We start from the raw sequence: 22,066 nt of genomic DNA, 5'->3' as shown, positions 1-22,066 counted from the left end.
AAGAAGGTTTAACATGAAAGGAATACTTGAAAGAACATTTAAATTAGGTTTACACGAAACATCACCAAAACAAGAAGTATTAGCTGGAGTTACGTCATTTTTCACAATCGTATATATTATGATTGTAAATGCGTCAATCTTATCAGATGCTGGCATTCCTCTTGAAGCTGGAATTTTAGCAACTGTTTTTAGTTCATTTGTCGGATGTCTACTCATGGCATTTTGGGCAAATGCACCTGCTATTCTTGTCCCGGGTATGGGTGTAAATGCATTCTTCACGTACACAGCTGTGCATACGCTTGGACTAACTTGGCAAGAAGCATTGGCTGCTGTCTTTATCTCTGGTATTATTTTTGCAATTGCCGCTTTTACACCAATCGCTCGCGTGCTATCAGTATCAATTCCAAAGTCATTAAAGGAAGCGATTACTGTCGGCATCGGATTATTTTTAGCGTTTATCGGATTGCAAAAAGGTGGTTTAGTCGTTTCGAACCCAAATACTGCTGTGGCAATGGGGAAATTAAGTAATCCTGTCGTTCTTGCGACATTACTTACTCTTATCATTGCACTTGTATTATTTATTCGTAACGTACGTGGAAACTTTTTATGGACGATTGCAATAGGAACTGGTATCGCCTGGCTATTTGGTCTTGTGGATACGAGTCAAGTGGGAAGTAGTTCATTCTCATTCGCTAATTACGGTGATGTGTTTGGAGCTATGTCATTTGGGAAACTTTCTTCCTTACCATTTTGGATTGCAACATTCTCTTTAAGCATGGTGCTTATCTTTGAGAACATGGGACTTCTGCACGGTTTATTAGAAGATGATCGTAAATTCCCACGTGCTTACCAAGCCAATGCAATTTCAGCAATGACATGTGGTCTATTTGGCACAAGTCCTACCGTTTCAACAGTAGAAAGTGCCGCAGGTATTACTGCAGGTGGTAAGACAGGTCTGACGTCTATCGTTACTGGGTTGCTATTCTTTGCATCACTGTTTGCTCTTCCATTTGTCAAATTAATTCCTGATAGTGCCATTGCACCAATCTTAATTATTATTGGCGGTCTGATGATTACAAGCATTCAACAAATTCCTCTGAATGACTTTTCAGAAGGATTTCCAGCATTCTTAATTATCGTTATGATCCCGCTCACATATAGTATCGCTGATGGCATTGCGTTCGGATTTATTGCTTACCCTATCTTAAAAGTTGCTCTTGGAAAGCGTAAAGAAGTCGCACCATCTATGTATATCATTACATGCTTATTCTTAGCTATGTTTGTATTACATGCTATTGGTTAAAAAAAACACCGAGGAAATCCTCGGTGTTTTTTTACTTAAACCATCCTTTTTTATAAAACCAGGCCATCATTCCGCCGCCAATTAGTGCCATAATAAGTAGACAAATAAAATAACTATATTGTCCACCAAGCTCTGGCATATGCGTAAAGTTCATTCCATATACTCCCGCAATAAATGTTAATGGCATGAAAATAGTCGAGAATACAGTTAATGTTTTCATAATGTTATTCATATGATGTGAGTTTAATGAAAAATAACTATCCCGAATATCTGCTGTTAACTCTCGGCTTGCCTCAATCATTTCTGTTAGTTTAAGCAAATGATCATGTATATCTTTAAAGTAAATTTCATGATCGCTTATACCGTAAAAACGAGTCGAATTTAAAATACGATATAATAAATCACGCATCGGAATAATTGTACGCCTTAGCTTTGATAAATCTGTACGTATATCAAATACCTCTTCTAATACACTTCCTGCTGTCTCCCCCGTTAAATTATCATCAATTGCATTTAAATGATCCTCAATGTAATATACAGGCGCAAAATAGTCATCTACAATTTGGTCGATAATTGTATGAGCTACGTGTAAAGGACTATTTTTAATACGCTTCTTTTCTCCAAGTGTTTTCCATACTCTTTCGATTGCATTGTTATGAGAAAAGTGGAAAGAAACAATATAACGATCACTAATAAATAAATCGATTTCGTGCGGTTCTAGTCCATCTTCCCCAAATGCATGAAGTACTAAAAAGTTATATCCATCATAAAAATCAACTTTTGGCCTCTGTACATATTCTATACAGTCTTCAATTGCAAGGGGATGGAACTTAAAATGGTCTTGCAGAATATATGTATACTCTTCTTTCGTTGGCTTATATAAATCTAGCCAATACCATACAATATGGTCTTTCTTTGTTTCTTCTAGAGAAACATCATATAATACTTCATCTGTTTTTGTTACTGCACAAATTCTAATCATAATTTCACCCATTATTATTATAAACAAAAAATAGTAAAAAAAGCCAAGGAGAAATCTCCTCAGCTTTTTTTTATTACTTCGTTACGATACCGTGTACTAAAGTTGGTGCATCTACGTGTTCTTTAGAGATCTTCATGTTCTCATAAATTTTCGCTTTTACATCTTCAACATTTTCGCGGTTTGCGTAAATTGTAACGAGAGATTCACCTTGCTTCACGCTATCGCCTACTTTTTTGCGCAGCATTAGACCAACTGCTAAATCAATTTCAGACTCTTTCGTTGCACGTCCTGCTCCTAAAAGCATTGCTGCTGTTCCGATTTCGTCTGCAACGATTTCTGATACATATCCGTCTTCTTTCGCTTCCACTTCAATTTTAAATTGTGCTTGTGGCAATTTAGAAGGGTCATCAACAACAGATGCGTCGCCGCCTTGCGCTGATAAGAACGTTTTAAATGATTCTAGCGCTTTTCCGTTGTTCATTACTTCAATTAGCTTTTCACGTGCATCTTCTAAAGATGAAGCTTGTCCAGCAAGGTACACCATTTGACTTCCAAGTGTTAAACATAGCTCTTCTAAATCTTTCGGCCCTTTACCTTGTAATGTATCAATTGCTTCTTGAACTTCTAATGCGTTACCGATAGCTTCACCGAGTGGTTGACTCATATCAGAAATAACTGCCATCGTGTTACGACCAACGTTATTACCGATGCGTACCATTGCTTCTGCTAAACGTTTTGCATCTTCATCCGTTTTCATAAATGCACCTGCTCCAGTTTTTACATCAAGAACAATTGCATCTGCACCAGCAGCAATTTTTTTACTCATAATCGAACTTGCAATAAGCGGAATTGAGTTTACTGTTGCTGTCACATCACGAAGTGCATATAGCTTTTTATCAGCAGGTGTTAAGTTACCACTTTGACCGATAACAGCGATTTTGTTTTCATTTACAAGACGCATGAATTCATCGTTTTCAATTTCCACATGGAATCCTGGAACTGCTTCTAATTTATCAATTGTACCACCAGTATGTCCTAAACCGCGTCCAGACATTTTCGCTACTGGTACATCTAAAGCGGCTACTAATGGACCTAATACAAGTGTCGTTGTATCACCAACACCACCTGTTGAATGCTTATCTACTTTTACACCTTCAATAGCTGATAAGTCGATTGTATCACCGCTATTTACCATTGCCATCGTTAAATCGGCACGCTCTTGATCGTTCATATCTTGGAAGAAAATTGCCATTGCAAGTGAACTTACTTGATAATCAGGAATATCACCATTCGTATATCCTTCAACAATAAAGTTAATTTCTTCTGTCGTTAATGCATGTCCGTCACGTTTTTTTGCAATTAGGTCCACCATTCTCATTGTGAAGTCACCCCTTCATTTGTTTTACGATTGCTTTTACTAATGCTAAGAAGTTAGCTTTAACACGTTCTGTCGTTTCAATTACTTCATCGTGGTGAAGTGGTTGATCTAAAATACCAGCTGCCATATTTGAAATACAAGAAATACCTAACACTTTCATACCAGCATGACGCGCTACAATTACTTCAGGTACTGTTGACATACCAACTGCATCTCCGCCAAGTGTACGAAGCATACGAATTTCAGCAGGTGTTTCATATACAGGACCTGTCATTCCTACGTATACACCTTCTTGTACTTTAATATTTAAGTCTGCTGCAACTTGTTTCGCCATTTCGCGAAGTTCTACTGTATATGATGTAGACATATCAGGGAAACGTACGCCCATTTCAGAATCATTCGGTCCGATTAATGGATTCGTACCCATGAAGTTAATGTGGTCTGAAATTAACATAAGATCGCCTGGCTCAAATGATGTATTTACACCACCAGCTGCGTTTGTTACAACTACTGTTTCTACACCTAGTTCTTTCATAACACGAACTGGGAATGTTACTTTTTGCATGTCGTATCCTTCATAGAAGTGGAAACGTCCTTGCATTGCTACTACTGTTACACCTTGAAGTGTACCAAATACTAGTTGACCTGCATGGCCTTCTACAGTTGATACTGGGAATTCAGGGATTTCACTGTAAGGTACTGTTACTGCGTTCTCAATTTCGTCTGCTAATACACCTAGTCCTGATCCAAGGATTAGTCCTACTTGTGGTGTCTCTTGAAATTTCTCTTTTAAGTATGAAGCTGATTTTGTAATAAGTTCACGATTCATTTGTTTATCCCCCTATTTCTTTAGCTCGTTTAAGAAGCTTGTTCCGTATTCTGGCATTTTCACACCGAAGTTTTCTGCTACTGTTGCACCAATATCAGCAAATGTTTGACGAAGTGGTAATTCTTGTCCGCCTTCTTTCATGCTTGGGCTATATGCCAATAATGGTACATATTCACGTGTATGGTCAGTACCAGGGTGAATTGGATCATTACCGTGGTCTGCTGTAATTAATAATAGATCATCTTCTTTTAGTTTTGCGAATACTTCTGGAAGACGTGCATCATATTCTTGCAGAGCTTCTCCGTATCCTTGTGGATCACGGCGATGGCCGAATAATGCATCAAAGTCAACTAAGTTTAAGAAGCTAAGACCTGTAAAGTCCATATTTAATGTATCTACAAGCTTATCCATTCCATCCATGTTAGACTTCGTACGAAGTGATTCAGTTACCCCTTCACCATCATAAATATCAGAGATTTTACCGATAGCAATTACATCGTAGTCACTATCTTTTAATTCATTCATTACTGTACGGCCGAATGGTTTTAATGCATAGTCATGACGGTTTGGTGTACGTGTAAAGTTTCCAGGTTCACCAACGAATGGACGAGCAATAACACGACCTACCATGTATTTCTCATCTAATGTTAATTCACGTGCAATTTTACAGATTTTATATAACTCATCAAGTGGCACTACTTCTTCGTGTGCTGCAATTTGCAATACGCTATCAGCAGAAGTATAAACGATTAAAGAGCCTGTTTCCATTTGCTCTTGACCAAGTTCATCAAGAATCTCAGTTCCAGAAGCTGGCTTATTACCGATAATTTTACGGCCTGTTTTTTCTTCTAATTCATCAAGTAATTCTTTCGGGAATCCTTCCGGGAACACTTGGAATGGTGTATCAATGTAAAGGCCCATGATTTCCCAGTGACCTGTCATTGTATCTTTACCAGTAGATTTCTCTTGCATTTTTGTGTAATATCCAAGTGGTTTCTCTACTTTAGAGATACCTTTCATTTCTCGAATGTTACCAAGACCTAATTTCACCATGTTAGGCATTTGTAACCCATTCATATGTTCAGCAATGTGACCAATTGTGTCAGATCCTAAATCACCAAATTGCTCAGCATCTGGTGCTTCACCGATTCCCACAGAGTCCATTACGACTAGGAATATACGTTTATATTTATTCATAACTGCGCCCTCCTATAAGTTCAGTTCTACTTCTTGTAGTATGTTCAAAACGCTATAAAGTGAAACTGTTATCAAAAAGAATTCTCATTGTCAAACAGTACTTCTTTAAATCATTTTCTAACCTATTTCGTTTACTTGAAACGATTCAAAAACATTTCTAGTTTTTTCTAAGTCAGATGTCAGACATCTGATACTGATATCATAACATGTTTACGCTTTCTTTTTAATACATTTTCGTAGAATTTCTCATTTTCTTCACACTTCTATTGTAATCCATTCTGCAACGAAGTGCTAATTTTTTTATGATTTATTTCTTCATATTAAAAATAAAAAGTAGCTCTAAAGAGCTACTTTTTATTTTACTTCTATTGTTTCTTCTTTATGTTCATGCAATTCGCCTTTTCTTACATGTACTTTCACTTTGTAAGCACCGTTCTCTTTGAAAGTATGTTTCGTTTCATACTCTCCTTTATTTCCTTCTTTCGCTGGAATAAATTCGTGTTTTTCAACACCATCTTTCCAAATCTCTAGTTGTACTTCAGCACCAGTTAATGCTTCTTCTTTTTGCTTTAAATGAACTTTCATTGTAGATTCAGCATTTGCCTTTATGTCTCCAGCCATAAGATGGATCATTGTGTCACTTTTATGATCTCCATGTCCTGCACTGTGATCACTATTTTCTTTTTTTGCATCTTCTACTTTCGCATTTCCTACAGCAACTTTTACTTCTGGCATAACGTGCATTTCACGTGCATTTGTGTGAGCGATAATATGGTATACTCCATCCGTTTCGAATGTTTTCTCTACTGCATAAACACCTTTTCCTTTATGCTTACCATCTAACATCTCGTGTTTTTCGTCGCCATCTTTCCAAATTTCAAACTTTACATCATCGGCATCCGTTACTTTTTCTTTCCCTTGTGTAACAAGTGCTTGTACTTCTGTTTTTTCACCTGGTTTAATTTCTTTCGGATTTGTTTGTACTGCTACTTTTACAGCTTCAAGTTTCTGTTCTTTTTTCGGTTCTTCTTTGTTTGTATTACAGCCAGCCAACGCTAGCATCGCGATAAATAAAGTTATAATCAGTTTTTTCATCATCATTTCCTCCTTTATACTTTATTTAGTATAGAGGAAATACATTGTAATATTCCAGTCTTCTGCTGAAAACAATATACGAAATGTTTGTGAAGTTTCTGTGAAGCGGTCTTCCCCTCTTAATCTATGAAAAAAGAGCATAGTAACTATGCTCTCGGATGAAACTGTTTATATACATCTTTTAATCTAGTTTTTGAAACGTGCGTATAGATTTGAGTCGTTGAAATATCTGCATGTCCAAGCATTTCTTGTACAGCACGTAAATCTGCTCCATTTTCTAATAAGTGCGTAGCAAACGAGTGACGCAACGTATGAGGTGTAAGCTCTTTTTCAATATTTGCTTCTTTCGCTAATCGTTTTAATATTTTCCAAAATCCTTGTCTTGATAAACGATTACCATGATGGTTTAAAAAGAGTGCATCTACTACTTTTTTCCCCATTAATTCTCTTCTTCCTTTTTCAATATACTTTTGAATCGCTTCCGTTGCTAAACTTCCTAGTGGAATAATTCTTTCTTTATTCCCTTTCCCTATGCAACGAACAAATCCCATCGTTAAATGTACATCTTCTAAATTGAGTGCAATCAATTCTGAAACACGAAGTCCTGTCGCATACAGTAACTCTAGCATCGCCTTATCACGAATCCCAAAAGCACTTGTCATTTTTGGTGTTTGAAGTAACGCCTCTACTTCATCAACTGATAATACTTTTGGTAATTTCCGTTCCCCTTGTGGCGTTTCAATATGTACGGATGGATCGTGTTCTACCGCTCGTTCACGAAGTAAAAATTGGTGGAACGAACGAATTGATGCGATATGACGCGCTAATGTTTTCGAAGATTTTCCGTTCTCTTTTAAATACTGCAAAAAATTAACAATATGTAAACGGGTCACTTCATGAAAAGTTTTCGTCTGTTCCACATTTTGCAAATACTTTACGTAGCTTTTTAAATCCCGTTCATAAGATACTACTGTATTCTTTGCTAATCCTTTTTCGACAACCATATAATGAATAAAATCTTTTAATTGATCTTCCACTCTACACTACTCCCCATTTTCATAGAAAAACATCATTCTATTTACGAAAGCATCCTTTGCCGGTTCTTCATTCCCTGATACTTTTTCTACAGTCTCTTCTTTAGGTTTTTCATAACGATGATAGCTTTCATATTCTTCATTTATCCATAGTATAGCGAAATAAAACAAAATCGTACAACTTGTAAATAATAAAAATACTTTTATTCCATCAAAAGTTAATTTTAAAGCTCGGCGCATTGTAAATTCCTCCAAAATATAAGTTATTACAACATATGCCAAGCTTTCACCAATTTATACCTTATTCAAATAAAAAACCTCTTCCTAGATAAATAGGAAAAGGTTATTTTTCATCCGTTTCATTTTCTTGACAATTTTTACAAATCCCATGGAATGTTAAACGATGATCTTTCACCTTAAAGCTCCAGTCTCGTTCTACTTTCCTTTCCACTTCACCAAGTAAATCTTCTTGTATTTCTTGTACAGCACCACATTGTGTACAAATCAAATGATGGTGGAAACGCTGCGCACCTTCTTGGCGTAAGTCATAGCGTGAAACACCGTCTCCGAAGTTAATCTTATCGACAACTTTTAACTCAGATAATAGTTCTAAAGTTCGATAGACGGTTGCTAATCCGATCTCTGGCGACTTTTCTTTTACAAGGAGGTAAACATCTTCTGCGCTTAAATGATCTTCTTCATTTTCTAGCAGCACACGAACTGTTGCTTCACGTTGCGGTGTTAATTTGTAGCTCGCTGCATGTAATTGCTTCTTAATTCGTTCAATTCTTTCTTCCATTCGGTACTACTCCCTCCTCGCCACTCTTACACCATTATATCAGAAGAAGGGCTTCTGTCAAAAGAAAAAAACAATAAAAACAAATTGATAATTATTCTCAAAAAGTATTTATTTTTTATTAATAGCCTCAACGACTTCTTTCATTAAAACTGGTGATGCGTAAGCCTCCACACTAGAAGCAAGTGCTAACACCACTCCAATTACGAGAAAGAAGCATGTATAACGGATTAATAATGGTAATAGTGGCTCGGTTATTTTTCTAATAAATTGATGCCTAATCATCCGTAAAGAAAAACTTGCAGCAATAGTTGTCATAACGAGAAAGACTGGAATGATAATTAAATTTTGTGGCAAAACAGATACAAATGCTAATAATAGTCCATTCCATCCATGCTGACTTACTAAAAAACCAACTGTAAATCCAACGACAACTCCTTTTACAAATAATAAAATAAAAATAAGTGGTAATCCAATAATTGAAATCCCTAAAATCCAAATAAATCCGATGTATTTTAATTGCGAAAAGTAACTTTCTCGAAACATTTCGCCCGCAATGGCAAATTCTCCTTTAGAGACTTGTCCAAAAAAACGTTGTAAGTAAAATGATAAATCTTGTTTTTGATTGATTTGTAAACTATTCACCAGAATAGCTCCGAATATTACTCCCATCAATAATAAAACGGCGTTAAATATATATAATGAAGAGTTTTCCTGTATGTGAGACATTACACGGTCTTGCCAATTTTTTCGCCACATTTTTCTTCCCTCCGTTCACACTCTTATTAAAAATGTATGAAAGAAAGAAAAAAGTATGACGAATTAACATTGAAATTCCGCTCTACTTTGCTAAACTAAAAAGTAGAGAATAGGAGGGATTTCTCTTGAAACCATTATTATTAGATTTTCCAACATTATTTCAAACTGAACGCTTGCAAGTTCGTAAACCATTTCCAGGTGATGGTGCAGAAGTATATGAAGCAATCCAAGCTTCTCTAGAAGACTTAGTACCGTGGATACCAATTAACGCTGAAACAGAAGAGAGTGCTGAAGAAATTGTTCGCGAAGCTCACGGACAGTTTTTACTTCGTGAAACACTTGATTTTCACTTATACGATAAAGTATCTGGTACATTCATCGGAGCAATTACACTAAAGCCTGAAAACTGGGATATTCCAAAGTTTTCACTTCACTTCTGGCTACATAGTGCCTATACAAAACAAGGCTATATGACCGAAGCTGTTAAAGGTGCAATTCAGTTCGCCTTTGATAAACTAGGCGCTAGAAGAATTGAAATTCGTACTGATGCAACAAATATAAATGCATGTAGCTTAGCAGAACGTCTAGAATTCATTCTAGAAGGTACAATGGAAAATGATTTCCTAGCACCAGATGGTAGCTTACGTGATGCACGTGTATATGCAAAAATCAATTAAAAAACACTCGCCTTTGGCGAGTGTTTATTTTTGTAGTTGTAAATATTGTACTGCAAACATCGTCTTCGCATCATGAATACGAAGATCTTTCATAAGAGTAATCGCTTCTTCTAACGATACTTCCATTAATTCCACAAACTCATCTTCATCTAACTCAGCTTTATTTTCTTTTTTTGTCAAACCTGTCGCTTTATATACATATAAAATTTCATCTGCGAATCCTGGAGATGTATAAAAAGAAGTAATGAGCTCCATATTTTCACATACATATCCTGTTTCCTCTTCTAATTCACGAACTGCTGTTACCTCAGGTTTTTCACCAGGTTCTAACTTACCAGCTGGAATTTCTATAATCGCCTTTTCAAGCGCTTTACGATACTGCTCAACAAGCACAATTTTCCCCTCATCAGTAATAGCAATAATAGCAACTGCACCAGGGTGATTTACAATTTCACGTTTACTCATTGCTCCATTTGGTAATACTACATCATCAACACGAACTTTTATAACTCTACCATCAAAAATCGGCTCAGTTTTTACTGTTCTCTCTGCAAGATTACTCATACTACTTCATCTCCCTGTTCTATTTCCTATTCTTTCCTCATACATTTTACCACATTGAAAGGAGCGTGATAGAAATGAAAGTTTATATTTTACCAAATCGCGTCACTTTAGTCGGAAAAGCATGGCAAATTCGCCATAAGCTAAAGCAATATAGCAAAGAGTATACAACTGTACAAGAGTGGATTACAGCAAATAAAGTGAAACATTAATCATGCTTTTACGGGCAGTTAATGCGAAACGAAAAGTAAACGTTTGTCAACCTCTTTTCCCTCTCGTACAATAAAGGTAAGGAGGTTGACCTATGAAAAAACGTCAATTAGGAAACTCAGATTTGTTTGTTACAGAAATGGGCCTTGGCTGTATGTCTCTCGGTACATCTGAAACAGAAGCTATGCGTATTATCGATGAAGCAATCGATTTAGGAATTAATTTTTTTGATACAGCAGATTTATATGATTACGGATTAAATGAAGAATTTGTTGGAAAAGCCTTGAAGGGAAGAAGAGACCAAATTGTTCTTACAACGAAAGTTGGAAATCGTTGGACAGAAGAAAAAAATGGCTGGTCTTGGGATCCTTCTAAAGCTTACATAAAAACTGAAGTAAAGGAAAGTTTACGTAGACTTCAAACTGATTATATTGATCTTTACCAACTTCATGGCGGAACGACTGAAGATCCAATAGATGAAACAATTGAAGCTTTTGAAGAATTGAAAAAGGAAGGTATTATTCGCCATTACGGTATTTCTTCTATACGCCCAAATGTCGTTCGTGAGTATGCAAAACGCTCAAACATCGTTAGTGTATTAATGGAATATAGCCTTTTAAATCGTCGTCCAGAAGAATGGTTCCCCCTTCTGAATGAACACCAAATTAGCGTCATTGCCCGCGGACCACTTGCAAAAGGAATTTTAACTGACAACAATGCAAAAAAAATAGAAAGAGTAAAGGAAAAGGATTATCTCTCTTATTCTTACGATGAATTACATACAACTCTAGCGAGTGTAAAAGAAACGATTGGAGAACGCTCTTTAACAGGAACAGCTATTCAATATTGCTTACATAGTAAGACTGTTGCAGCTGTTATACCCGGTGCAAGCTCGCTTCAACAATTACAGGAAAATATACGAGCTAGCCAACAGTTACCTTTAACGAAAGAAGAATATATACAACTTCAAAAGATTGTTAAATATGACACATATGCTTTGCATCGTTAAAAATATCGAATTACCGATAAACAGAAGACTGTCTCCAGTATTAGGAGACAGTCTTTTTTATAACGTATCATATTTATCAGGATTCGTTCCTACATGTAAATCACGATTCAACGTGTTAATTTGACGTATCTCTTCTTCAGTTAGTGCAAAATCAAAAATAGTAAAGTTTTCTTCAATACGAGATGGTGTAACAGATTTAGGAATTGTAACAATTCCGCTTTGAATATCCCACCTTAATATAACTTGTGCAGGTGTTTTTTCATATTTGTTAGCAATAGCCTGAATGATTGGATGCTGGAATACTTCTCCGCCCCTCATTAACGGACTCCATGCTTCCATTTGAATTTGCTCATCTTGACAATAATTGCGCAACTCAAATTGCGTCAACATCGGATGAAGTTCCACTTGGTTTACCATCGGCTTCACTTTGCAATTTGGTAATAATAGTTCTAAATGATGTTTATGAAAATTAGAAACACCAATCGCGCGCACTTTACCTTCTTCATACAATTTCTCCAAAGCTCGGTACGTATCAACATACTTCCCTCTTACCGGCCAATGTATTAAATATAAATCTACATAGTCCATTTGTAATTTTTTCAAACTCTTTTCAAACGCCTCGAGTGTCTCCTCATATCCTTGATCGTCGTTCCATACTTTTGTTGTTATAAATATATCTTCTCTTGGAATTCCTGATTCACGTATCGCCTCTCCGACACCGCTTTCATTTTCATATACAGTTGCTGTATCAATCGAACGGTATCCAACTTCTAACGCTGTTTTTACTGCTTGCTTTACTTCGTCTCCTTCTTTCGCTTTATATACGCCTAGACCAATCATCGGCATTTTCACGCCATTATGAAGTGTAGTTGTTGGAATATGCACAGTCGTCTCCCTTTCATTGTTACATTTTTTATAAGCCACAACTTTATTTCAACAAGATTCATCCCAAAAGTCAAAACATACGTACAGTTTACATAACACTTTTATATAGCTAAAAAATAACGTGAACTCATTCATTTAAGTTATTTTCTCTCCATTCTTTCGCTTTTTCATCCACATTGCGCACAAACTCATTTTTCCCTTCCGTATATAACGTGCCATCATATGTATACTTTTCGGCTAATTCTCTCTTTAAGGTTGCATATGCCTCTGCTTCTTCACAATGAGCCATCATATAATCACGAAACGCTAAATGCCTTACAATCTCTGGATTTCCTTTTTCAAACACGTGTAAATGATACGAACGTTTTTCTTCAGTTCCATGAATAAAATATCGGCGTCTTGAAATACCATTTTCCCCTTTTACGATGTAACCAAGCTCTATAAATCGTTCATTCCACCCATCTACTCTTTCGATATTTTCTACTTCCATGATCATATCAATAATAGGTTTAGCTGCCAGTCCGGGCACTGACGTACTTCCAATATGATGAATTTTCACCGTTTCTGGCATCGCTGTTTTTAATCTTTCAGCCTCCATTTGAAATTTTTCACTCCAATGGTTTTCATGTGGAACAACGATAATTTTTCTCATTCTAACTCCCCTTTTCTTACAAGCTCGTCAAAAAATGATCAGTGAAATACCACTGATCATTTTTTATTATTTAAAGTCTTTCCAAGTAAGGTTACTTTCACTTAGCAGTTCTTCAAATGATTTATTCTTTTCACGTTCTTTTTGTTCTTGGCGCTTTCTTTCCAGTTCAGCTGCCTCTTTTTCCTCTTCCCTCACTTGCAACTCTTTCTTCTTACTCTTTAATTGTTGCATGAGTGAATCATTTAATTGATCGCCTAATGTAAGTGTTTCTTTCTTCGGTTGATTCACTTGTGATTGTCTTTGTATTTGTCTTTGTTTCTTTTTCTTCATGCTACTCACCTTTTACTTTTTTCTCCATTATAGTAGATACACGATGAAATCGACAATAAAAAAAGGTCTTCACTCTATTATTCACTTTTTGTAAATATGTTAATTTTTCGAAAAGACTAAATTTTTGTGTAGCTATAATCCTATGAATCTATTAAAATTATGTCGTATGATGTCAGATTATAAAAAAAGGAGAATTATATTATGTGGAAAAAAATTATTCCTGCCGTTGCTGTTTTAAGCACCATTACTTTTTCAAGCGTATTTGCCGCTCCCCCATCTCAGAATCCAACTGAACAAAACCGCTACATAGACGTACAAATGCTTGGTATTAATGATTTCCATGGACAACTAGATACTGTTAAAAAAATCAATAATAAAGAAGCTGGTGGCGCTGATTACTTAGCTACTTATTTAAAAGAACGTAAAAAACAAAACCCTAATACACTTCTCGTACATGCTGGTGATATCGTCGGAGCTAGTCCACCAGTTTCAGCATTATTACAAGATGAACCGACAATTGAATTTTTAAATGACTTAAAATTTGATGTCGGTACAATCGGAAACCATGAATTTGATGAAGGTATTGATGAAATGCAACGCCTCATTTACGGTGGATATCATGAAAAAACAGGGAATTTCAAAGGGGCTAACTTCCCCTATGTAGCTGCTAACTTCTACAACAAATCAACTGGCCGCTTATTTTTACCACCGTTTACTGTAAAAATGGTAGATGGTGTTCCTGTAGGATTCATTGGGGTTGTTACAACTGATACACCAAATGTCGTTATGCCTACGATGCTTAACAATGTACAAATTACTGATGAAGTAGAAGCAATTAATAAATCAACACAACAATTAAAACGTCTCGGCGTTAAATCTATCGTCGTTCTTGCTCATGTCGGTGGAACAACCGATGAGTCTGGGGTAACAAATGGCGATCTTACTCGAATTGCAAATGAAACAGACCCAGAAGTTGATGTTATTTTCGGTGGACATAGTCATACGTATGTAAATGGTACAGTAAATAATAAACTAATTGTCCAAGCAAATTCATACGGAACGGCTTTCTCAGACGTGGATGTAACAATTGATCGTAAAACAAAGGATATTGTAAAGAAAAAAGCTGAAGTTGTTACAACGTATCATGAAGGTGTAGAACCTGATAAACAAGTAAAGAAAAAACTAGATCAATATAAAGAAAAAATTGCACCACTTGTAAATGAAGTAGTCGGAAAATCTACAGCACCTATCGACCGTAAACAAAATGATGCTGGTGAGTCCACTCTTGGAAATTTAGTTGCCGATGCTCAGCGTCAAACGATGCAAACTCAAATCGCCCTCATGAATCCTGGTGGCATTCGTAATGACTTAGATGCTGGTGATATTACGTGGGGTGAGTTATACGGCATTCAACCTTTTGGAAATCAATTAATTAAAGTAGATTTAACAGGTCAAGACATTCGCGATATTTTAAATCAGCAATGGCAAAAAGGAACAACAAGAATGCTTCAAATTTCAGGTATTCAATATACGTGGGATGCAAATAAACCAAACGGTGAAAAAGTTACAAATATACGTTTAACAAACGGAGAAGAATTATCTCCATCTAAAATGTATAGCGTAGTTGCAAATGCCTTCTTAGCTTCTGGCGGTGACGGATTCGTATCATTTAAAAATGGTAAAAATGCAGAAACTGGTCCAAACGACTTTGAAGCGTTAGTCGATTACGTAAAACAATTAAAAGAACCAATTCAGCCAGTTATTGATGGAAGAATTCAAAAAGTAAATTAAGTGTTTCTCTAATAATAAATTTCATTTTTCACGCCATAAAGGATTTATACTGATCCTCTATTTTATACGTAATATACATCATAAAAAGGATACTCGTTCTTCCAATGAACATAGTATCCTTTTCTTTAGTTATCAAAATGTGATGTTTTGTCAACTTCATATTGCTGTAAAAATTGGTGCAACGCCTCTTCTACAAGTTTAGATTTTTGAATTCCTTTCGATTCTGATATAAGGTCCAATTGTGATAATATTTCTGTATTAATAGAAAAGGTTCGTCTCTTCTTCTCTGTACTTTTACTCATAATTGGTACAATTACTTCTTCTCTTTTTCTTAATAATTCATAAATGCTTTGTAATTGCTCATAAATTAACAATTGATAATCTGTTTTCTCATATTGAAGGGCGGTCGCTTCTTGGAGTTGTAAGTGACGTGGTTCTTCTCCATCTCCTACAAAAATACGTTTCTTCTGCTCTCCATCATATTCGTATCCAATCAATCTTAATTTCTTCGATAATGTATACGGGCTTATTTCAAGACGTTTTGCTATAATAGCGATGGGTTCACGTCTATTTAAACCATCTATAATTTCTCCAATCGTCACAATTTCCCTCCTCCCGTGTTGAAATGACACTAGTATGGTATGTTACAATGATTTTCTAACAGTATATGCAAAATGAATAGCCTGTGCGATTCATACGATTTCACAAAAGGAGGTTTTCAATATGCTTTTTCGTAGCTACACCCCTCAGTTCTATAATGAAAACAAACAACTCATTCCTAACAGTATCGCTACGATAGAAAGCGTTATGATTAATAATCGAAAACAAACTCTCCTTATGCGTGGACAAAACGTAGAGCAACCTATTTTATTATGCTGTCACGGCGGACCTGGGATGGCACAAATCGGATTTATTCGCCATTTTCAAAAAGAATTAGAGAAGCAATTTATTGTTATTAATTGGGATCAGCGCGGGGCTGGTAAATCCTTTTCACTGAAAGATTTCGGAGCAAATTTCACAATCGAACAATTCGTTTCCGATGCAAAAGAAGTGATTCAATATGTACTTAAAAGGTTCAACAAACAAAAACTATTTCTCGCTGGTCATTCTTGGGGAAGTATTATTGGGCTTAACATAGCACATCAATATCCAAAGTATATTGAGGCTTACATCGGTATTGGGCAAATTGTACATATGAAACAAAATGAAGAATTGCTATATCAACATTTAATTCGTTCTGCAAAAAAACATAATCATAAAAAAGCATTAGCTTCCCTTTTAAAATTAGGAAAGCCACCATTTTTAGATACGAGACGTCTCATTATTCAAAGAAAGTGGCTTGGCACATTCGGAGGCGCAATCCAAAATGGATCTTCCTTTTCTTTCATACGAAAAGGTTTCTTTTCTCCTGAGTACACGCTATTAGATTGGTTCAAGTTTCTCGCAGGAAATTTAAAATCTGGCGTTTTATGGGAAGAAATGCTGACAATCGATTTCTTTTCTTCTATCTCAAGTTTATCTATTCCAGTTTATTTTTGTTCTGGTCGCTATGATTATCAAACTCCTTATGCACTCGTTCAGGAATATTGCGATATTATTGAAGCGCCTATAAAAAAGATGATTTGGTTCCCAAACTCAGCACATTCTCCTGATCTAGAAGAACCAGAATTATTCGCCAATTCTTTGCAATCAATTAAACAAGAGCTAGCTTTTCAGCATTAGTCACAAAAGGCTCTTTTACATTTCATAGAAAACATTTTATAATAATATGTCGCAAGTATGTATAAACATAGCAAAATGTTTCATATGTACTTGTCTTAACAGAATAAAAATTTAGGGAGATTACATTTATTATGAACGCTGTACTCGTCGCAGTAGCAATTATGCTATTGCTTAGTTTGTTACGTGTCCAGGTCATTGTCGCCATCATTGTTGGAGCTTTAACAGGCGGACTTATCGGCGGACTCGGTATTTCAGAAACGATTAACACTTTTACAACTGGTCTTGGAAACAGTGCTCCAATCGCTTTAAGTTATGCAATGCTTGGTGGTTTCGCTATTTCCCTTTCCAAAACAGGACTTCCAGATGCTATGATTCAAACTGCATTAAAATGGATTGGCAATGAACAAGACACGAAAAAACAAGTTTATTCTAAGGTACTTATTTTATTCATTATTTTAATGATGGCTTGTTTCTCACAAAATGTGATTCCTGTTCACATTGCTTTCATCCCCATCTTAATTCCAGCACTTTTAAAAGTATTAACTGAGCTGAAAGTGGATCGCAGACTTGTCACATGTATTATTACATTTGGATTGATTACTCCTTATATGTGGATCCCTGCAGGGTTCGGAAAAATTTATCATGACGTATTGCAAACCAACGCTGCGCAAAGCGGTCTTACATTTGATGTCGCACTTATTCCAAAAGCAATGACTATTCCAGCAATCGGTATGATTATTGGATTATGTGTAGCGGTATTCATTACGTACCGAAAACCTCGTACGTATGAAACAGAACAAATTCATACTACCGAAAATGAAATCGTTCCCTATACAAAACGTAGCATTACTTTCGGGTTATTATCTATCATTGCTACATTAACTGTTCAATTAACAACAGAATCAATGATTTTCGGTGCTTTAGCAGGTATTATCGTCTTATCAGTTAGTGGCAGTCTACCACTTAAAGAAGCAGATGCGATATTAACAAGCGGAATGCGTATGATGTCCTTTATTGGCTTTGTTATGATTGCTGCCGCTGGATTCGGCGCTGTTCTTCGAAAAACAGGACATGTTGAATCTCTAGTGCAAACGAGTGCACATATAATCGGAAATAACAAACCACTCGCTGCATTTCTTATGCTCGTTATTGGACTTCTCGTTACGATGGGAATTGGTTCATCCTTTTCAACCATCCCTATCTTAACAACCATTTTTGTACCTCTTTGCATTCAGCTTGGATTTAGTCCAATGGCCACAATTGCAATTATCGGTACAGCCGGAGCACTAGGTGACGCAGGATCTCCAGCATCGGATAGTACCCTTGGACCAACATCCGGTTTAAATGCTGATGGTCAGCACCATCATATATGGGATACATGTGTACCCACTTTTCTACATTACAATATACCGTTACTTATATTTGGCTTTATTGCCGCAATTACATTATAAAAAGGTGCGTATAAAACGCACCTTTTACTTTTTTATTTTTCCTTTTAATTGTTGAAAAGCTACTTTTCCGTTATCTTTGACATAGTTTTCAATTGTCGGTAGTGATGAACCTATCCATTCACACTCTATACTCCCATTCGGTCCAACAATTTTTAATTTATCTGGTATATGTATATTTAGAAATCTCGCTGACCGAATTAACTCAATAGCAATCTGATCACTTGAGGCTACAATTCCATCTACATACGGATTGTTTTGCAATAATGTAATAAATTGTTTATTTGTATACCCTTGTACACATTCTTCTCGATAAGAGATTCCTTCATCCCAAACAGCGTCTAAAAACCCTGCTATATGATCTTCCATTTCTGCACTTTCTTCTCCCTCACCGAAATATGCAAGAAAGTGACACCCTTTCTCTTTTAATACAGAAACAGCTCTCTGTCCACTTTCATAATAATTTCCATGTGATTGTTGCTCATCGATCACAACAAACGGAAATGGAATTTTTCCTACACTTTTAAAAACTGCTCTTGTCAAAATAACACCTGCAATGTTATTTTGCTTCAGCATATGTATGTATCTATCTTTATTCTCTATATTACAAATAATGATTTGATAACCTTCTTTATATGCTATTTCCTCAATACAATGTAGCAAAGTGATGTTTGATTGGTTACATAAATTATCTACAAGTAATGCAATTATCGTTGAATCCTCTTTAAATAGTGGCTTCGCTGCACTGTTTGGCCTATAACGTAATTCTTCAATTGCTTCCTTTACTTGTTTTACTGTGTCCTCATGAACGTATCCTTTTTCATTAATAACTCGTGAAACGGTTGCGACTGAAACACCTGCCAATTTTGCAACATCACGTATAGTTGCCACATCGTCACCCCTTAATATGGTAATAGATTACAATTTTACGGTAACCTAAATTAAACTATCCGTCAAGATTAATAACTCATATTTCTGAAAATTGTTACATCATTTCACTAAACGATACTCCAACTGAATTTCATGTAAAATTGGGATATTATCATATCCAATACATGGAATTTCTTTCTTTATTTTTCGTGCCTCCTCTACCGCATTCACATATAAATTAGTCATTACAAAATTACGTTTTTGGTAAAATCGTAACGCATTCATATTATCATTTGTTGTAATAAGCCAAACCTGTCTGCACCGTTCTTCTTCTGCAACTTGTAATACACAATCCACAAGTTTCGTCCCTATCCCCTTTCTTTCTTCAAAGCTATCTAGCGATACAATTTCGCACATATTTCTGGTCACTTCATACGTTATAATTCCGATTATTCTGTCATCTGAGAGCGCAACAAACCCTGGCAACTCTTCTAATTGATGCCCCTTACCACGTGAAACCATCAATGAACTTCCCCAGTTCTCACACATGAACATTCGGATTGTTTCTTTCATCGCTGGCGTAATTTTTTGTATATGCACCATTTCCTATTTCTCCCCTTTTATATCATTGTGATACAATATAAGTGTATCACATGTAACGGTATTTGGAGGATGAGGTAAAGTATGAAACGTTTTTTTGCAGCATTGTTTACTATACTAGGTGCAATAACTGCCCTTGGGATTTTCTTTACAAATAAAGTGATGTACTTAAAGAAAAAAACAGAGGAAGAAGTACTCGAAAGAGAAACGAAAAAACATTTTCGTATAGAGGATTTTGATGCTCTTCATAAAGAAGAAATTCATATCCCTTCACAATTTGGATACGACCTTCACGGATATTACATTCCTGCTGGTCATTCCACCAATAAGTTTATGGTTTTTTGCCACGGTGTAACTGTAAATAAAATAAACTCTGTAAAATATGCAAACTTATTCTTAAAAAGAGGATATAACGTCCTCATTTACGATCATCGTCGTCATGGTAAAACTGGCGGAAAAACAACAAGCTATGGATACTATGAAAAACATGATTTAAAATCCGTAGTTGACTGGCTAAAAAACCGTTTTGGCACCAATATTACACTTGGTATTCATGGTGAATCTATGGGAGCTGCAACACTTCTTCAATACGCAGGACTTGTAGAAGATGGTGCTGATTTCTATATTGCAGATTGTCCTTTCTCTGATTTTCACGGACAATTACAGCACCGTTTAAAGGTTGAATTCCATTTACCAAAATGGCCTTTATTACCTTTAGCAAACGCATTTTTGAAAGTTCGTGACGGTTATACAATTCGTGAAGTTTCACCAATCGACTGTATAAAAAACATTAACAATCCCGTTCTCTTTATTCATAGTAAAGATGACGACTATATTTTAGCTGATATGACAAAAGCGTTATATGAAGCGAAAGAAAATAATAAGCAGCTTTATATTGCAGAACACGGTGCACACGCTTGCTCTTATAACGAAAATAAAGAAGAGTACGAAGCAGCCGTCGATCAATTTTTAAACACATATGTGAAAGAAACAAAAAACAGGCTTGCATAAGCCTGTTTTTTATTGCGCTAAAACGTCTGTAACTTGTTCCATATTTTCAGAAATCCATTGCATTGCATCATCTAACGTTGGGAATTCTGTCGTTTGAAATGTTACTTCATCTTGAAGTAACCAAACATCCTTTGCCTCTTGCCCTACACCTGCAATGGACCAATGTAACAAACTATATGGATGATTATCATTCAAAAATGATGCCCACGTGCGCTCATTTGCAATGTTTCGTAATGTATGTAATTGTTTATCCATCTCTCGTCACCTTACTCTAGTCAGTTATGAAAACTATTATAACACTCTCTTCTTTCTCAAACAAAGTGCTCTTTTTTCTCCGCTATTTGCGGGCAGTAAAACTCCCACCTCAAAATTCGGCTGAAACAAAGAAGTTAGGTGGGAGATTAACTGCCCCTAAAAGCCCGATTGGTTCAACTAATAATTAGTGGGGGATGCCTCCCCCACTAATTAAAGTTTCACTTTATATTGCCAAGCACTTCCCTTGATTATATGATGAAATTAAGCGTTTGGGAAGGAGGGATAACGTTGGCAAAAGTACAAATTAAAGTAAATGATAATGGCTCTTTTCGCGTTACAGGGGACGTGGAATTAGTCGACTCACAAGGGAATGCATTCCCAGCAAAACCGGCATTTTCTTTATGCCGTTGTGGTTTATCAAAAAATATGCCTTATTGCGACGCTTCGCATAAAGGTAAATTCGAGTCTGTTGTTAGAGCACCAGAGGCAGAATAATTTTACATGTGACATGCACATTTTTTTGTGCATGTTTTTTCTTTTTAGCAACTCCGTTATATCCCTTCTCTTTACAACATTTCTAATACTTTTATTTCCATTCCAGCCTGCATATATTTTCACACAATTCTTCACATTCGAATATTTTTTACTAGCCTTTTATTTTTTTTGTGCTAT

Annotated in this window: 26 protein-coding genes; 9 read left to right on the top strand and 17 right to left on the bottom strand. The window is 35.9% G+C overall.

Annotation, left to right across the window (positions count from 1 at the left end; translation table 11 throughout):
• The first annotated feature begins 13 nt into the window (after positions 1-13).
• Complete coding sequence (locus tag AB6801_RS09980; RefSeq protein WP_000676242.1) at positions 14-1,303, top strand: NCS2 family permease; 1,290 nt, start codon at positions 14-16, stop codon at positions 1,301-1,303.
• A 31-nt stretch (positions 1,304-1,334) separates the two neighbouring features.
• On the opposite strand, the gene corA is transcribed toward AB6801_RS09980, so the two are convergent.
• From corA to spoIIM, 9 genes are all read right to left on the bottom strand, one after another.
• The gene (gene corA / locus AB6801_RS09975; RefSeq protein WP_002005674.1) at positions 1,335-2,297 is read right to left on the bottom strand and encodes a magnesium/cobalt transporter CorA; all 963 of its coding nucleotides are present in this window, start codon (positions 2,295-2,297) and stop codon (positions 1,335-1,337) included.
• Positions 2,298-2,358: 61 nt separating this feature from the next.
• The gene (locus tag AB6801_RS09970; RefSeq protein ID WP_001243069.1) at positions 2,359-3,663 is read right to left on the bottom strand and encodes a pyrimidine-nucleoside phosphorylase; all 1,305 of its coding nucleotides are present in this window, start codon (positions 3,661-3,663) and stop codon (positions 2,359-2,361) included.
• Positions 3,664-3,670: 7 nt separating this feature from the next.
• On the bottom strand, positions 3,671-4,492 hold the full coding sequence (locus AB6801_RS09965) for a purine-nucleoside phosphorylase (protein ID WP_001078446.1): 822 nt from the start codon (positions 4,490-4,492) through the stop codon (positions 3,671-3,673).
• A 12-nt stretch (positions 4,493-4,504) separates the two neighbouring features.
• The gene (gene deoB, locus AB6801_RS09960) at positions 4,505-5,689 is read right to left on the bottom strand and encodes a phosphopentomutase (RefSeq protein ID WP_001046079.1); all 1,185 of its coding nucleotides are present in this window, start codon (positions 5,687-5,689) and stop codon (positions 4,505-4,507) included.
• A 354-nt stretch (positions 5,690-6,043) separates the two neighbouring features.
• Entirely contained in the window at positions 6,044-6,784 is a 741-nt protein-coding gene (locus AB6801_RS09955) for a FixH family protein (protein WP_000733456.1), read from the bottom strand.
• 146 nt (positions 6,785-6,930) lie between these two features.
• Positions 6,931-7,821, bottom strand: coding sequence for a site-specific tyrosine recombinase XerD (gene xerD / locus AB6801_RS09950; protein WP_000390088.1), 891 nt, complete (start codon positions 7,819-7,821; stop codon positions 6,931-6,933).
• 6 nt (positions 7,822-7,827) lie between these two features.
• Positions 7,828-8,058 (bottom strand): YqzK family protein, encoded by a 231-nt coding sequence (locus tag AB6801_RS09945; RefSeq protein WP_001250432.1) that lies wholly within the window; start codon positions 8,056-8,058, stop codon positions 7,828-7,830.
• A gap of 103 nt (positions 8,059-8,161) precedes the next feature.
• Positions 8,162-8,617: a ferric iron uptake transcriptional regulator gene (gene fur / locus AB6801_RS09940; RefSeq protein ID WP_000392657.1), complete on the bottom strand. Its 456-nt coding sequence runs from the start codon at positions 8,615-8,617 to the stop codon at positions 8,162-8,164.
• Between the two features lie 108 nt (positions 8,618-8,725).
• Positions 8,726-9,343, bottom strand: coding sequence for a stage II sporulation protein M (gene spoIIM / locus AB6801_RS09935; RefSeq protein WP_013142149.1), 618 nt, complete (start codon positions 9,341-9,343; stop codon positions 8,726-8,728).
• Between the two features lie 155 nt (positions 9,344-9,498).
• Between spoIIM and AB6801_RS09930 the strand changes: the two genes are divergently transcribed.
• The gene (locus tag AB6801_RS09930; RefSeq protein WP_000803479.1) at positions 9,499-10,050 is read left to right on the top strand and encodes a GNAT family N-acetyltransferase; all 552 of its coding nucleotides are present in this window, start codon (positions 9,499-9,501) and stop codon (positions 10,048-10,050) included.
• 24 nt (positions 10,051-10,074) lie between these two features.
• Here the strand turns inward: AB6801_RS09930 and AB6801_RS09925 are convergent, their stop codons facing one another.
• Complete coding sequence (locus tag AB6801_RS09925) at positions 10,075-10,614, bottom strand: NUDIX hydrolase (RefSeq protein WP_000067041.1); 540 nt, start codon at positions 10,612-10,614, stop codon at positions 10,075-10,077.
• A 74-nt stretch (positions 10,615-10,688) separates the two neighbouring features.
• Here AB6801_RS09925 and mciZ point away from each other — a divergent pair, with 74 nt between their 5' ends.
• Positions 10,689-10,823, top strand: a complete 135-nt coding sequence (gene mciZ, locus AB6801_RS09920; protein WP_000870302.1) for a Z-ring formation inhibitor MciZ — start codon at positions 10,689-10,691, stop codon at positions 10,821-10,823.
• 92 nt (positions 10,824-10,915) lie between these two features.
• Complete coding sequence (locus tag AB6801_RS09915; RefSeq protein WP_000747227.1) at positions 10,916-11,830, top strand: aldo/keto reductase; 915 nt, start codon at positions 10,916-10,918, stop codon at positions 11,828-11,830.
• 57 nt (positions 11,831-11,887) lie between these two features.
• Here the strand turns inward: AB6801_RS09915 and AB6801_RS09910 are convergent, their stop codons facing one another.
• From AB6801_RS09910 to AB6801_RS09900, 3 genes are all read right to left on the bottom strand, one after another.
• Positions 11,888-12,715, bottom strand: coding sequence for an aldo/keto reductase (locus tag AB6801_RS09910; RefSeq protein ID WP_000547991.1), 828 nt, complete (start codon positions 12,713-12,715; stop codon positions 11,888-11,890).
• Between the two features lie 127 nt (positions 12,716-12,842).
• Positions 12,843-13,367, bottom strand: coding sequence for a GrpB family protein (locus AB6801_RS09905; RefSeq protein ID WP_001226445.1), 525 nt, complete (start codon positions 13,365-13,367; stop codon positions 12,843-12,845).
• Between the two features lie 66 nt (positions 13,368-13,433).
• Positions 13,434-13,697: a YqkE family protein gene (locus tag AB6801_RS09900; protein WP_000727548.1), complete on the bottom strand. Its 264-nt coding sequence runs from the start codon at positions 13,695-13,697 to the stop codon at positions 13,434-13,436.
• Positions 13,698-13,898: 201 nt separating this feature from the next.
• Here AB6801_RS09900 and AB6801_RS09895 point away from each other — a divergent pair, with 201 nt between their 5' ends.
• A complete protein-coding gene (locus tag AB6801_RS09895; RefSeq protein ID WP_000265560.1) occupies positions 13,899-15,488 on the top strand; it encodes a bifunctional metallophosphatase/5'-nucleotidase in 1,590 nt (529 codons plus the stop codon).
• Between the two features lie 125 nt (positions 15,489-15,613).
• Here the strand turns inward: AB6801_RS09895 and AB6801_RS09890 are convergent, their stop codons facing one another.
• Complete coding sequence (locus AB6801_RS09890) at positions 15,614-16,090, bottom strand: ribbon-helix-helix domain-containing protein (protein ID WP_000151926.1); 477 nt, start codon at positions 16,088-16,090, stop codon at positions 15,614-15,616.
• Between the two features lie 121 nt (positions 16,091-16,211).
• Between AB6801_RS09890 and AB6801_RS09885 the strand changes: the two genes are divergently transcribed.
• Positions 16,212-17,210 carry an alpha/beta fold hydrolase gene (locus tag AB6801_RS09885; RefSeq protein ID WP_000898967.1) on the top strand — a complete coding sequence of 333 codons (999 nt, stop codon included), beginning with the start codon at positions 16,212-16,214 and terminating at the stop codon, positions 17,208-17,210.
• Positions 17,211-17,341: 131 nt separating this feature from the next.
• Positions 17,342-18,661 (top strand): Na+/H+ antiporter family protein, encoded by a 1,320-nt coding sequence (locus AB6801_RS09880; protein ID WP_000994819.1) that lies wholly within the window; start codon positions 17,342-17,344, stop codon positions 18,659-18,661.
• A 24-nt stretch (positions 18,662-18,685) separates the two neighbouring features.
• On the opposite strand, the gene AB6801_RS09875 is transcribed toward AB6801_RS09880, so the two are convergent.
• A complete protein-coding gene (locus AB6801_RS09875; RefSeq protein ID WP_000201341.1) occupies positions 18,686-19,549 on the bottom strand; it encodes a LacI family DNA-binding transcriptional regulator in 864 nt (287 codons plus the stop codon).
• Between the two features lie 99 nt (positions 19,550-19,648).
• Positions 19,649-20,131 carry a GNAT family N-acetyltransferase gene (locus AB6801_RS09870; RefSeq protein ID WP_000233410.1) on the bottom strand — a complete coding sequence of 161 codons (483 nt, stop codon included), beginning with the start codon at positions 20,129-20,131 and terminating at the stop codon, positions 19,649-19,651.
• Positions 20,132-20,212: 81 nt separating this feature from the next.
• On the opposite strand from AB6801_RS09870, the gene AB6801_RS09865 reads away from it, so the two are divergent.
• Positions 20,213-21,139: an alpha/beta hydrolase gene (locus AB6801_RS09865; RefSeq protein ID WP_000819234.1), complete on the top strand. Its 927-nt coding sequence runs from the start codon at positions 20,213-20,215 to the stop codon at positions 21,137-21,139.
• 9 nt (positions 21,140-21,148) lie between these two features.
• Here AB6801_RS09865 and AB6801_RS09860 read toward each other — a convergent pair whose 3' ends face one another.
• A complete protein-coding gene (locus tag AB6801_RS09860) occupies positions 21,149-21,394 on the bottom strand; it encodes a DUF2552 family protein (protein WP_000360793.1) in 246 nt (81 codons plus the stop codon).
• A gap of 288 nt (positions 21,395-21,682) precedes the next feature.
• Between AB6801_RS09860 and AB6801_RS09855 the strand changes: the two genes are divergently transcribed.
• Positions 21,683-21,889, top strand: a complete 207-nt coding sequence (locus AB6801_RS09855) for a CDGSH iron-sulfur domain-containing protein (protein ID WP_001151579.1) — start codon at positions 21,683-21,685, stop codon at positions 21,887-21,889.
• Positions 21,890-22,066: the final 177 nt, after the last annotated feature.

The organism is Bacillus sp. RCC_6_1, assembly GCF_041360755.1.
In the GTDB taxonomy this organism is placed as follows: Bacteria; Bacillota; Bacilli; order Bacillales; family Bacillaceae_G; genus Bacillus_A; species Bacillus_A cereus.
The sequence above is the reverse complement of the archived record's forward strand: the minus strand, read 5'-3'. Positions and strand labels throughout refer to the sequence as shown.